Annotated in this window: 11 protein-coding genes; 1 reads left to right on the top strand and 10 read right to left on the bottom strand. The window is 51.2% G+C overall.

Translation table 11 applies throughout. From position 1 onward, the window contains the following. Positions 1-22 precede the first annotated feature (22 nt). The 10 genes from MKQ68_RS08895 to MKQ68_RS08940 form a co-directional block, all read right to left on the bottom strand. Complete coding sequence (locus tag MKQ68_RS08895) at positions 23-511, bottom strand: TolC family protein (protein WP_264282983.1); 489 nt, start codon at positions 509-511, stop codon at positions 23-25. After that, the gene (locus MKQ68_RS08900; protein ID WP_264282984.1) at positions 441-1,445 is read right to left on the bottom strand and encodes a TolC family protein; all 1,005 of its coding nucleotides are present in this window, start codon (positions 1,443-1,445) and stop codon (positions 441-443) included. The genes MKQ68_RS08895 and MKQ68_RS08900 overlap by 71 nt, the downstream gene beginning before the upstream one ends. Further along, on the bottom strand, positions 1,432-4,554 hold the full coding sequence (locus tag MKQ68_RS08905) for an efflux RND transporter permease subunit (protein ID WP_264282985.1): 3,123 nt from the start codon (positions 4,552-4,554) through the stop codon (positions 1,432-1,434). Before MKQ68_RS08905 ends, MKQ68_RS08900 begins: the two co-directional genes overlap by 14 nt. A gap of 25 nt (positions 4,555-4,579) precedes the next feature. After that, entirely contained in the window at positions 4,580-5,686 is a 1,107-nt protein-coding gene (locus tag MKQ68_RS08910) for an efflux RND transporter periplasmic adaptor subunit (RefSeq protein ID WP_264282986.1), read from the bottom strand. 119 nt (positions 5,687-5,805) lie between these two features. Continuing rightward, positions 5,806-6,219, bottom strand: a complete 414-nt coding sequence (locus MKQ68_RS08915) for a hypothetical protein (protein ID WP_264282987.1) — start codon at positions 6,217-6,219, stop codon at positions 5,806-5,808. Between the two features lie 142 nt (positions 6,220-6,361). Beyond that, positions 6,362-7,396 (bottom strand): oxygen-dependent tRNA uridine(34) hydroxylase TrhO, encoded by a 1,035-nt coding sequence (gene trhO / locus MKQ68_RS08920; RefSeq protein WP_264282988.1) that lies wholly within the window; start codon positions 7,394-7,396, stop codon positions 6,362-6,364. A 466-nt stretch (positions 7,397-7,862) separates the two neighbouring features. Beyond that, complete coding sequence (locus MKQ68_RS08925; protein WP_264282989.1) at positions 7,863-10,376, bottom strand: DUF5686 and carboxypeptidase regulatory-like domain-containing protein; 2,514 nt, start codon at positions 10,374-10,376, stop codon at positions 7,863-7,865. 11 nt (positions 10,377-10,387) lie between these two features. Continuing rightward, on the bottom strand, positions 10,388-10,756 hold the full coding sequence (locus tag MKQ68_RS08930) for a hypothetical protein (RefSeq protein ID WP_264282990.1): 369 nt from the start codon (positions 10,754-10,756) through the stop codon (positions 10,388-10,390). A gap of 97 nt (positions 10,757-10,853) precedes the next feature. Next, positions 10,854-12,059 carry an O-succinylhomoserine sulfhydrylase gene (locus MKQ68_RS08935; RefSeq protein WP_349773810.1) on the bottom strand — a complete coding sequence of 402 codons (1,206 nt, stop codon included), beginning with the start codon at positions 12,057-12,059 and terminating at the stop codon, positions 10,854-10,856. Then, entirely contained in the window at positions 12,040-12,465 is a 426-nt protein-coding gene (locus MKQ68_RS08940; protein ID WP_264282992.1) for an OsmC family protein, read from the bottom strand. The genes MKQ68_RS08935 and MKQ68_RS08940 overlap by 20 nt, the downstream gene beginning before the upstream one ends. 113 nt (positions 12,466-12,578) lie before the next feature. On the opposite strand from MKQ68_RS08940, the gene metX reads away from it, so the two are divergent. After that, a complete protein-coding gene (metX, locus tag MKQ68_RS08945; RefSeq protein WP_264282993.1) occupies positions 12,579-13,598 on the top strand; it encodes a homoserine O-acetyltransferase MetX in 1,020 nt (339 codons plus the stop codon). Positions 13,599-13,636: the final 38 nt, after the last annotated feature.

Raw genomic sequence — 13,636 nt, forward strand, 5'->3', positions numbered from 1 at the left:
GTAACAACTACGTAATTCTTCATCAGCTTCCTCCCAGTGCGCGATAAAGCGACACAAGTCCGCGGTACATGCCGCGCTGCGTGTTTACCAGCGTTAACTCCGCTTCCAGTACGCTTTTCTGCGCGGTAATCACTTCAAGGTAAGAGGCATAACCGGTGGAATACAGCACGTTGGCGGTCGACACAGCGTTCTTCAGCATATCCACTTCTCTCCTTTTCAGGCGATACGTTTGCTGCTGGTTTTCTACAGCGTTCATAGCGGTGCCTACGTCGCGGTAAGAATTGACAACGGTTTGCTGGTATTGGTAAAACGCCGTGTAGGCGCTGGCTTTACTGATGTCGTATCCGGCCTTTAGCTGCCGCTGGTTAAATATGGGCGCGGTAAGGCCGCCAAGTACGCCCCAGGCCAGTGATGCGGGCGATTGAAACAGCAGATTGGCTTTAAAGGCATTGTATCCAACATAAGGCGAAATGGTAAGCGACGGGAAAAAGGCTTTCCGCGCGGCTTCCACATCCATCCAGTTTAGCGGCGGCCAGTTCCTTCTCTGCCTGGCGGATGTCTGGGCGTGCTAATAGCTGACTGGCCATGATGCCTTGTAAAGCAGGCAGCACGAGTGAATCTTTTGGGAACTCGCGCCGTTGGATGTTTTGCGGCAGCCGGCCGAGTACTGCGTTCAACTGAAACTCCAGGGCGGCTATTTCCTGCTTAACACTGAACTCCAGGGCCTGTGTGCTGAGCAATTGGGCTGAAAACTGCTGTACGGCTAACTCTGTGGCGCGTCCACCCGCTTTCTGAATGTTTACGGTGGCGACAGCGCTTTCCTGTAACGTGATGTTACGGCGGATGATTTCCAGCTCGGTATCCAACGCGGCCAGTTCGTAATACATGCCGGTAACGGCGGCTACGAGTTGCGTTTTCAGGAGCTGACGACCTTCTTCTGCCGCGAGCATACGTTCGTAGGCGGCGCGTTTTCGGGTACGAAGTTTACCCCAGATGTCGGCTTCCCAGGAACTGCGTAAGCCTGCGAAATAATCGGGCGTCGGGCCGGGAATACGTCGGTCCTTATCGATGTTGGGCGACAGGTTAGTATCGAAATTACCCACGCCATTAAGCGTGTAGTCACCATAGCGCTCCACGCCTGCGCGAACGCTCACATCCAGCGAAGGCAGGCTTGCGTTTTTGGCGAGCATCAGTTGCGCCCGTGCGGTTTGGATGCGTTGTGTGGCTGCCAGTAAGTCGAAGTTGTTCGCCAGCAGTGTATCGATGAGCGCCTGAAGTTTTGCGTCATGAAAAACATTGCGCAGGTTGTCGGTTCGCAGCGAGTCGCCGCCCGCCGCATGCATCGCCGGTGTGGCGATGGCAGCGGGCAGCGTAAGGTGTTTTTCGGTGCCGCAGGCGCTCGTAAGCACGGCGGCGGGTATGATAAGATATTTATATAGTTTCATGTGTTGGCTTCTTTTTGATCATTGATGCGAAGAGTACGTACAGCCCGGGTATCACGATGACCCCGAAAAGGGTGCCCACCAGCATACCGCCTGCTGCGGCAGTACCGATAGAACGGTTACCCATGGCACCTGCGCCGGATGCGATACACAACGGGATCAGGCCCGCGATAAAGGCGAAGGAGGTCATCAGGATCGGGCGTAAACGCGATACTGCGCCTTCTTTGGCTGCCTCCAACACGCTCACTCCCTGTTTCCTCCGCAGCGTCGCAAACTCTACGATCAGGATGGCATTTTTACCCAGGAGACCGATCAGCATTACCAGCGCTACCTGCGCATAAATGTTGTTTTCCAGTCCGAGTAATTTGAGGGAGATAAAGGCGCCGAATATACCGGCAGGCAGTGAAAGCAGCACTGGCAACGGCAGCAGGAAGCTTTCGTATTGGGCCGCCAGCAGCAGGTATACGAATATCAGTACAATGATAAAGATGTACACTGCCTGGTTACCCGAAAGGATCTGTTCACGCGTCATACCGCTCCACTCGTAGCTGTAGCCCTGTGGTAATACTTTGGCAGCGGTTTCTTCCACAGCCTGTATAGCCTGACTACTACTATACCCCGCCGCCGCATCACCATTGATCATGGCCGCTGTGTACATATTGTAGCGCGTCAATTGCTCCGGTCCGTACACTCTTTCTAATTTGATGAAATCCGCGTAGGGCACCATTTCACCGCGATCGTTCTTTACGTGCAGTTTCAACAGGTCTTCCGGTTTGGTACGGAAATGCGGATGCGCCTGGATCATGACCTTATACATCTGCCCGAAACGGATGAAGTTTGAGGCGTACAGGCTGCCCATCAGTGTTTGCAGGTTGCTCATCGCATTATCGATGCTCACGCCTTTTTTGGCCGCCATTTGCTGGTCCATATGCACCATGTACTGCGGGAAGCTGGCATCGAAGCTGGTAAAGGCGCTACCTATTTCCGGGCGCTGTTTTAATGCATCGATAAAACGATCGGTTTCGGCGGCTGTTTTCTTCGCATCGCCTTCCCCGCTCTTATCCAGCAATCGCAGTTCAAAACCACTCGAGTTACCGAAGCCCGGCACAGTTGGCGGCGGAAAGTATTCGATACTCGCATCTGCAATATGTTTGGTCCGCTCCTGTAACTCCCGGATGATGTCGTTTACAGACACGTCGCGCTCGTCCCAGGGTTTCAGGTTCACCATGCCCATACCATAAGAGGCACCGGCCACTTCATTCACCAGGCTGTAACCTGCGAGGGTAGATACCGATTCCACGGCTTCGATACTGTCTGTCCCCTGCTTCACCTGCATCAGTACTTCTTCCGTACGTTCTACCGTAGCACCTGGAGGAGTGGTCACGTTTACGTAAATCATCCCCTGGTCTTCAGTCGGAATGAAACCGGAGGGTAAGATCGCACTCGTGCCCCAGGTGGCGGCAAAAAACACGATCAACAATACGAGGGTCACGAGCCTGCGGCCGGCCATCCAGCTGATCAGTTTACCGTATTTGTTTTCTGTTTTGCCATAAGCACTGTTAAAGCCATTAAAGAACCGTTGCAGCAGCCCGTTCTTTTTCTGCGTGTTATGTGTTAACATGATGGCGCACAGTGCAGGCGTTAACGTTACCGCATTCACACCGGATATCACGATCGAGATCGCCAGCGTAAGGGAGAACTGCCTGTAAAACACGCCCACGGGACCAGACAGGAAAGCTACCGGGATAAACACCGCCGACATCACCAGGGTAATGGCTACCAGTGCCCCGCTGATCTCTTTCATGGCAGCGAGTGTGGCTTCCATCGGCGGCAGATGTTCCTCGCTCATCTTCACGTGCACTGCTTCCACGACCACAATGGCGTTATCCACCACGATACCGATGGCGAGTACGAGTGCGAACAGGGTAAGCAGGTTGATGGAGAAGCCCATCATCTGCATGAAACATAATGTACCGATCAACGCCACCGGTACGGCCAGGGCCGGGATGAGCGTGGAACGGAAATCCTGCAGGAAGATAAATACCACTAAAAATACCAGCAGAAACGCCTCGAACAGGGTTTTGATTACTTCATGAATAGAGGCGTCGAGAAAGCGCGATACGTCGTAGTTAAAGTTGTAGGTCATGCCCGGCGGAAAGCTGGTCTTCTTCATTTCCTCCATCTTCGCTTTAACGTTGTTGATCACTTCCTGCGCATTGGAGCCGGGGCGTTGTTTCAACATGATGGAGGCGGATGGCTTGCCGTCGGTTTTAGACACCATGCTATAGGTGAGCGAGCCAAACTCCACGTCCGCAAGGTCTTTCAGTAATAGCACAGAGCCGTCTGTATTCGCCCGTATCACAATGTTTTCGTATTGCTTCGGCTCGTAGAACTTACCGGTATACCGCAACACGTATTGCTGCATATTCGGCTCTTTGTCGGAGCTTTCGCCGGTTTTACCAGGCGCCGCTTCGATGTTCTGCCGGCGGATGGCCGCGGTAATTTCGTCGGCGGATACGTTATAGGCTACCATACGGTCGGGCTTTAACCATACACGCATGGCGTATTCTTTCGCACCCATGATCTCCGCACGACCTACGCCGGTAATACGTTTCAGCTCCTGCAGTACGTTGATGTCGGCGAAGTTGTAAATGAACTGCTCGTCCAGCGAGGTATCATCACTCATCACGTTCAGGTACAGCAGCATGCTATTCACTTCTTTCTCGGTCGTTACGCCGCTCTTGATCACTTCTTCCGGCAGCTCGTCAATAATGGTGGCCACACGGTTTTGCACGTTCACGGCCGCCTGGTCCGGATCGGTGCCCACTTCGAAGAATACCTGTATCACGGTAATACCATCGTTACTCGAAACGGACGACATATACGTCATACCAGGCACGCCATTAATTGCACGTTCCAGCGGCGTGGCAACGGCCTTTACGCACACTTCTGCATTGGCGCCGGTATACCGTGCGGTAACGGTGACCGAAGGCGGTACGATATCAGGGAACTGGGTAACCGGCAGTGTAAATAAAGCCAGTAATCCCAGCAGGGTAATAATGAGGGATATGACCAGTGATAACACTGGCCTTTTAATAAAAATATCGAACATAATTCGGTGTTTTTGGATGAAGGAATTACAGGTTCAGCAAGCTGTCCATCGGCACAAGCCTTGGCTGTATCGCCATGCCGTCGCGGATGTTGCGCACGCCCTCGGCTACTACACGGTCGCCGGGCTTTAAGCCCGACTGCACAATGTAGAAGTGCGAAATGCGGGTCTGTGGTATAAAGTTGCGCATCTGTACACGATTGGCGCTGTCTACCACGAACACGTAATTTTTATCCTGCATCTCAAACACCGCTTTTTGTGGCACGATCACGGCATTTCCCACTTCGCTGGAGAGCCGAACCTTGCCACTGGAGCCATGTTTCAATAGCTTCGCCGGGTTGTTGAACCGGGCACGGAATGCAATGGAACCGGTGCTTTCTTCAAATTCACCTTCCACTGTTTCGATCTTGCCGGGCTGCTGGTAATCGCTACCGTCGGCCAGTATTAAATGCACGTCGTCGTATTGATGACGGGCTTTGGAATATTGCAGGTATTCTGTTTCGGACACGCTGAAATAAGCGTATACCTGCCGGATGTCGGAGATGGTGGTGAAGAGGGTGCCCTCATCTACCAGGCTGCCTTTCTTCAGCGGAATGCGGTCTATCAGTCCGTCGAAAGGTGCGCGTACTTCGGTGTATTTCAGTCTTGCTTCTGCATTGGTGAGGGTAGATCGTGCCTCCTCCGTTTTAGCCTCTGCGGCGGCCAGTCTTGCTTTGGCCACTTCCAGTTCAGAGGGTGCCACTACTTTTTTATCGGTGAGCAGTTTCACTCTTTCGGCTTCCAGTGCTGCTGCTTTTGCTTCTGCGATCACGTTGGTCAATGCTGCCTTTGCGCGTGACAACTCCGCCCTGTATTCGCCATCGCTGATGCTGAACAATAATTGCCCTTTTTTCACTTCTTCTCCTTCGTCCACGTGGATCATATCCAGGAATCCACCCACGCGGGCGCGTATTTCCACATTCTGTATGGCTTCGATATCCGCTACGTAACTGCGGTATAATAAGGTGTCTTTGGCGATGAGTTGTGTAACGGGCAGGTTTTTTACTACGTCGGTTTGTTTACTGCCTTCCGCGTTATTGCAGGCTGCCAACGAGAAGGCGGCCAGTGAACTATAAATTACCAGGTTGAGTCGCATGTCAATAAAGTTTCGCGCTCCGCATTAGCACGGAACGGGTAAAATAATCCGCCCGCCGCCAGTTTCAGTTGCAGGCGGCACTTGGGTGTACGTCATTGTTACTATAAGAAATGCGAAAATCAGAATGGCGTTTGCCGGAAGAGGAATTGATAGTAGCCAGGTAAGAATGAACGCACCAGCGAGTATTCGCCGGTTTTGTTCTCGTCGGTGACGATGGGTTGCCAGTTGCTCGCGTAAGGTATTACGCCGCTTTGCCGTGGCGTGAGATCGTATTGCTGACAAAAAGGAGAAACGTAGTAGCGTAACTTGATGCGACCAGGACGTTTCGTATGCAGGTGTGATGCGGTAACTTCAACATCGTCTGCCTCCACGGTGCCACATGGCATGGTCACTTCCAGTGGTGTTTCGTCAATCGCGTAAGAGATGGCCGGCGGTGTATGAACGGTAGCCCACGATGATACGACGCCAGCAGAAAGCTGTACGATCAGCAGCAGAGCGCAAACTGTCCATTTATACCACGTAGCTCTTCTCATAAAGTAAGTTACAAATCTACAGCATTGATGCAAAGATGCCAACGCTTTAATTATGAGCGGTTAGATTTTAACTTTTCTATTTGAGTTTACGCATAAAAAAAGCTGCCAGTTTACAGGCAGCTTTTTCTTTATGCTGATGCGTTTACCGGTCGCCAAGCCGTGGCCGTAAGCGCTGTTTCGATTTGTTAAATACATGATGCCCTTTGTCGATGTTCTGCCGCAGCAATGCCTGCTCTTCTTCAGGCAGATTGTACACATGCTGGCATTCGTCGCTACAGGTGCCCTGGAATTTCTCTGCGCATTTTTTACACTGGATAAACAAGAGGTGACAACCATCGTTCGCACAATTGGTATGATCATCACAAGGCTCGCCACACTGGTGACATTTGCTGATGATCTCCTCGCCTATGCGTTCACCCAGGCGATCGTCGAACACGAAGTTTTTACCTTTGAACTTATTCGGCAATCCGTGTTCCTTCGCCTTGTTACTATATTCAATAATGCCACCCTCGAGATGAAACACGTTATTGAAACCGTTGTGCAGGAAGTACGCAGATGCTTTCTCACACCGGATGCCGCCGGTACAGTACATGATGATGTTTTTATCTTTCTGGTCCTTCAGCATGTCCACCGCCATCGGCAACTGCTCGCGGAAAGTGTCTGACGGCACCTCCAGCGCGTTTTCGAAGTGGCCAACCTCAAATTCGTAGTGGTTGCGCATGTCCACGATCACCGTATCGGGCTTGGCTGACAATTCATTGAATGCTGCCGCGTCGAGGTACTGGCCGCGATGGGTAATGTCGAAGGATGGATCTTCAATGCCGTCGGCTACGATCTTCTCACGCACTTTAATTTTGAGTACGTAAAATGACTTACCATTATCGTCCACCGCGATGTTCAGCCGAATGCCGTTGAGGAAGTCGAACGAATACAGGAAAGTGCGGAAAGCGTCTACGTTATGTTCCGGAACGCTGATCTGCGCATTGATGCCCTCGTGCGCCACGTAAATGCGGCCAAACACGGCGAGGTCAAATAATCCCTGGTAAAGTTGATCGCGGAAAAGCTGCGGGTCGGTAATTTTCGCGTACTGGTAGAAGGAAATGGTAACGCGATTAAATGTCTCTGCTGCCAGTCTCTCTTTGAGTAGATCGGCCGATACTCTGTTGTGTAATGCCATAGTTGGAAATTTTAAGGACGTACGCCGGACGAACAAAATTTCTATTTGTCTGTTATAAAATGATGACGGCAAAGATACGGAAATCCCGGGATGGGGAGATTTTCTACAGTACACAAACTCAAATTATAATTTAATCCCATTTATTAAGCGATCACCACAAGCATACTTTACCGTTGGCATACTTTTGGAAATTTACTCGGCAAGTAACCAAGGAACCTTAACCCTTAAAGTTGACAACTATGAACACATACGTAATTTACTTTTTTCTGGTAGTGACCGCCATTTGGTGCTACCGTCTTCTCGCTTACTTTTATGACCGGGATGAAAGCAAAACTGCGGGCAAGGGCTACCGCACCGCATACAGAAGGAGACTGAACCGTTTTTGATCATATAATTGGCAAGCAAGTAAACAAGCCACCTACAGTTGAACGAAGGTGGCTTGTTACTTTACGGTTATTTCTTTTTTCTAGTTAGAAAATGACACGGCGCCTCCCAACAGGCCGCCGAACCCCACTCTCACCCCTACTGTCGTCGGCGCCTGCGTTTGGTAGCCGGCCACCACATCGACTCTTATTATCTTGAAGATGTTTTCCAGCCCGGCAAAAATTTCCACATAATTGTTGTTGCTGTTCACGTAGAACGCATTTGTGCCACCCACCAGGTGCCATTTGAGACGATTGAACAACGGAATTTTATTCGTGAGGAAACCGTTGAAGTGGTGCTCCACATGCGCCATGCCGTATAACCGCGCATCCGTGCTATATTGGTAGTACGGTGCCAGCTGGAAGCTGTTCAGGTAATTGATGTTGTAGAAAGTCTGGTTGCCATTAAAATGTTGCAAATCGGGTAAACTCACACTTTTGCGGTTCAGGAAGCCGCCGCCGGACAATTTGTAGCGCAGTTCCCCAAATAGTTTAAAGTTGATCTCATCCTGCATCGACACTTTCCATTTATCGAAGTCCACATCACTTTCGAATATGCGAATGCCCTTGCTGTAACTCACTTCAAACACCGGCTGCTTCGACCCCATTGCACTGCGACCGGTCGGGTATTCGATAAAACGTTGCCCCGGCTGAAAGCGCAGGCTGGCGTTGAACAGCATGGCCTGGTGCCGGACGAACGGCCTGCCCGCCAATTCCTGCGGGTGATTGGGCAGGAAGGTTTTGTCTTTATTATCGAAGATGACAAAGTCAGTGGTATTCTCGAGCGGTAACCGGTTTTCGTAGCCCAAGGATGCTGCCACACGCAGTGTATTGTCGAAACGACGTGCGTAGCGGAATTGTACAAATTGACGCTCGTACAGCTTCATGTAGTTTTCCTTCAGCAACAGGGTGTATAAGCTATTCGGCAGCGGCGTAATCGGATTCTCCGGATTAAACTGGGAAACCTTTTGCCCGCCGGATAGCGTCCACACATTCCGCGATTCGCTGTATTTTTTTCGTTTGCCGCGGTACACGAGTTCGGAACTAACGTTCAGGTGCGTATTGCTGAAGCCATAGCGGAAGAGGTTATTCCAGGCTAACGAGCGTCCATTCTTCAAACTGAAATCAATACCCGGCGCCGCCTGTACCACCAAACCCTCCACGGTGTTGTATTCCAGCCCCCTTATCAATCCCTTCATCCGTATATCATGCGAACGAATGCTGCTGTCCTGCCGGAAGTACAGCGGATAATCGACGCCTTCCCACAATATGTCCCAAACCTTTGGCCCGCGCCGCTTCTGGCGTAATGAGTCGATATGTCGTTTCGACCGGGACGAATCGCGGTCGGCTTTGGCGGTGCTGTCTTTCAACACGAAGTCGCGCGCTTCCTCGGCTTCCAGCGGAACGGGACGGATGCTGTCCCAGTAAGTGATGCTGCGCTTTTCGGCGGCAGTATCGTACTTCATGAAAGTTTTATCAAAATACTTTTTAGAGAAGTTTGGTTGCAGGTTGTAATTGGAATACACGTTTACAAAGTTGCCCACCACATCGAAGCCGAATTGTTTAATAGCGACGTAAATGAATTGGTCCTTCGTGCGCCATACGTCCGCGGTAACCGGTACATGTATCTGGCGGATGCGCAGCGTGTCTACCAACTCCAGCTGGTACTCCTGGGTAAGCAGCAGGTCGGTGCTGTGAATGCGCCAGTCATCTTCCGTAATGAAGATGGTACCCGAAAACACAGGCTCCTGCTTCCGCTTAGGGATCACGCGGATCTTGTTCACGATCTTTCCATCTTCGGTAAACGTGCCTTCCAGGCGGTATTTATAATGCATGAGGGCAGATTCCGCGATCGGGGAAATGAAGCCCCTCGGATTTACCTGCGAAATGATCGCCTCCACATTGTTATCGTAAAAGTTGATGAATGCCGGGAAACTAATGCCCAGTCCTCCCCCGCTTTGCCTGGCCGACACAACGTCGAGCTTCAGTTTATCAGGTTGCTGAAAAGCGATGCGTGTCACGGACTCTGACAGGAAAACGACGCCTTTGCCCGTAGAATCCAGCCCCAGGTCGTCGTTCTTGATCTTTTGTCCGAGTACGCGTTTGGGCGCGCCGCGTAGTTTGAAAAAGCCTTTAATGTAGGCTTCACAGGTATATTCGTTTACCTGTTTCCGATAGTATGACCGTTTACGGATGGCCTGGCGGATAATGGCGTAGGCTGGATCTTCGCCGCCAGAGCGCACGACTACTTCTTTCACCTGTAAACTCACGGGTTGCATGATGAAATTAAGCTGCTGGTCGTTGCCGGCTGCGTTGATGGATTGCTCCTGCTTCTTAAAACCAAGATACTGGCATACGATTACCTGGGGGCCGGTCGGCACTTCGAGCTGATAAACGCCCTGGGCATTGGCGGTGGCTCCGTTGGTAGTGCCTTTAATGAGGATCGTGGCGTAAGGAAGTACATTGCCGTTTTGGTCGGTTACCTTGCCGCGGATGAGGGTGGCATGGACATTCGTCATTACTAAGCAGCATAAGAGGGTCAGAAGCAATTTGGGCATAAGTAAGCAAATTAGGCGGCGGTGGCCGGCGTAACCGGCTTTCTCTTACGCAGCAACGACGCGCTTAAGGCCGCGAACCCCGCTACCAGCGCACCGGGAATGCCGGTAATGAGGATGATGAGGTAAGGAGTTTTTACTTTCAGTATGAGGTCGGCCATACGGGTAGCCAATATGTGATCGTTTTGCATGTCGGTGATCAGCGCCATGGCCAGGTACAAACAGTAAACAGCCAGGAATGCACTGAGAAAGGCCTTTGAGGGCTTCAAGGTAATCCACAGACCAACAATGAAGGCTACGATAGCCACCACCCACCAGTCGAGGGCCAGGCCGAGCAGGCAGCTTAAAATCACGTTCAATACAAAGGCGATCCAGAAACGCATTAGCTTATTGTTTAAACCAAGATAGATAATTCCGGGAAACTAAAACGCCTCCTGCGTAATTATTTTACAGGAGGCGTTGCAGTTATAAGATAGCAGGTTATGCCTTTTGCAAAGCCTGTTCAATGTCGTTCTTAATGTCCTCCGGATGCTCCAGTCCGCAGGAAATACGGATCAGACCCGGTGTGATGCCCACTTTCAGCCTTTCTTCCTCAGAAAGTTTGGCGTGGGTGGTAGAGGATGGATGCGATACAATGGTACGGCTATCCCCCAGGTTCGCAGTGAGTGAGCACATTTGCAGCGCGTCCAGGAACTTGCGGCCTTTTTCCAGCCCGCCTTTGATCTCGAAACAAAGGATACCACCACCTGCTGTCATCTGCTTTTTGGCAATGGTATACTGTGGATGGCTTTCGAGCATCGGGTATTTCACCCATTCCAGTTTGTCGTTCGACTGTAAAGCGCCCGCCAGCGACAGTGCGGTGGATGAATGGCGTGCCATGCGAACATGCAGTGTTTCCAGGCTTTTGCTCAGCACCCAGGCGTTAAACGGCGACATGGCCGGACCAGTGCTGCGACAGAAAGTATGTACTTCCTTGATCAGCTCCGCGCGACCTACGATGGCGCCTCCCAGTACACGTCCCTGTCCGTCGATCCACTTGGTGGCCGAATGCGTAACGATGTCGGCACCCTGCAGAATAGGCTTCTGCAATGCCGGTGTGGCAAAACAGTTGTCCACGTTCAGGATCACGTTTTTACGTTTACACACTTCTGCAACATAAGTGAGATCAATTACATCGAGGCCCGGGTTAGATGGCGTTTCGAGGAACACCATGCGCGTATTTGGGCGGATGGCGGCTTCCAGCGATGCGGGTGAATTGATATCAAAATAAGTATACTCGATACCCCATTTCGGAAGGAACTTCGTGATAACCGTATGCGTAGATCCAAAGATAGAGCTGCACGATACCAGGTGATCTCCTGCCTTAAGGAAGGCCATAAAGCTGGCGAAGATCGCGCTCATGCCCGAGGATGTAGCAAAACCTGTTTCGGCGCCTTCAAGCGAGGCTAAACGGGCAGCAAATTCATCTACCGTCGGGTTGCTGAAGCGGCTGTAAATATTGGCGTCTGTTTCATCGGCGAAGGCGGCGCGCATATCTTCCGCATTATCGAATGTAAAGCTGGAAGTTAAGAATACCGGGCTGGAATGCTCCATGTGCTGTGTTTGCGCGGCCCGTGTTCTGATGGCATTTGTCTCCGGATGATACTGTTGGTTTTCCTGGCTCATTTTATTTTGCGGGGGAAACATTCACTTCCCAGGTGAGTTTGGTTTTTGATGTACGCAGGGTTTCGGCTACAGAACAATATTTGTTCATGGAAAGTTCCACTGCGCGTTGTGCTTTATCGGCATCTATATTGCCTTCGAGGAAGAATTTGATATGCGCGGTTTCCCACAGAGAAGGTTCTTTACCTTTCTCGCGGTCTGCATCTATCTCAATTCTGAAGTCGGTTATTTCCTGGCGTTGCTTCTTGAGGATCATTACCACATCGATGGCCGAGCAACCGCCCAGCCCCATGATCAACATCTGCATGGGACGAACGCCATTGTTCTTCCCGCCGTTTTCCACAGAAGAATCCATTAATACTTTGTGTCCGTTCTCGTCCACAGCTTCCATATTAAATCCGTCGTCAATTCTTTGTAAGGCGATCTTCATAAACTGATAAGGTGTCTTGATTATACTTCAAAGATAACGAAGATTGCACAAAAGCGGAAACGCTGCTTGTCATAGTCATTATTCTTACTTAGGTTTGCGCAAAAAACAAGCCCTTGGCGCTTCAGACTTACCACCATACACAACCCTTTGAACTGGAATCAGGCTGCATACTGCCCGAACTGGATATTGCGTATCATACCTACGGCACGTTGAATGACGCTGGCGATAACGTAGTATGGGTGTGTCATGCGCTCACGGCCAATTCCGACGTGGCCGACTGGTGGTCGGGACTGATAGGCCAGCACCGGGTGATCGATTCGTCGAAGTACTTTATCGTTTGCGCCAACATCCTGGGTTCCTGCTATGGCAGCTCCGGCCCGTTGTCGGTGAACCCGGAAACAGGTACTCCCTATTTCTTCGACTTCCCGCAGATCACTATCCGCGATATGGTAAAGGCGCATCAGCTGCTGCGGACGCATCTTGGCATTACTGAAATTCACCTGCTGGTAGGAGGTTCCATGGGTGGATACCAGGCCCTGGAATGGACGCTTGCCGAACCGGACGTGATCGGCCGCCTGTTCCTGCTCGCTACCGGCTCCGCCGAAAGTGCCTGGGGCATTGCGGTGCACACGGCGCAAAGGCTTTCGATAGAAGCCGATCCTACCTGGAAAGATGCCAGTTCTTCTGCTGGTGCAGCCGGACTAAAGGCCGCCCGCGCGATCGGCATGCTCACGTACCGCAACTACCAGACTTTCGTGCGCACACAAACAGAACCAGATAAGAATAAGACCGACAACTTCCGCGCGGCGTCGTATATCGACTACCAGGGCGACAAACTGGTGAAAAGATTCAATGCGCAAACGTATTGGCTGCTCACCAAAGCGATGGACAGCCATAATATTGCCCGCGGTCGCGAAACGGACGGCGAAGCTACCCTCGCGCTCATTACCCAACCCACCTTAGTGATCGGCATTGCCAGCGATATTTTATGTCCGCCGGAAGAGCAAAGATTCATGGGGCAACACATACCTAATGCAGCCTATCATGAAATCGATTCCCCTTATGGTCACGATGGGTTTTTGATCGAATTTGAAAAGATCGGCGCGATCCTGCAGCGTTGGTTAGCGAAGTAAATATATTCGTTCGCGTTACCGGAAAAATCACCCGAAAA

Source organism: Chitinophaga horti, from assembly GCF_022867795.2.
GTDB lineage: Bacteria > Bacteroidota > Bacteroidia > Chitinophagales > Chitinophagaceae > Chitinophaga > Chitinophaga horti.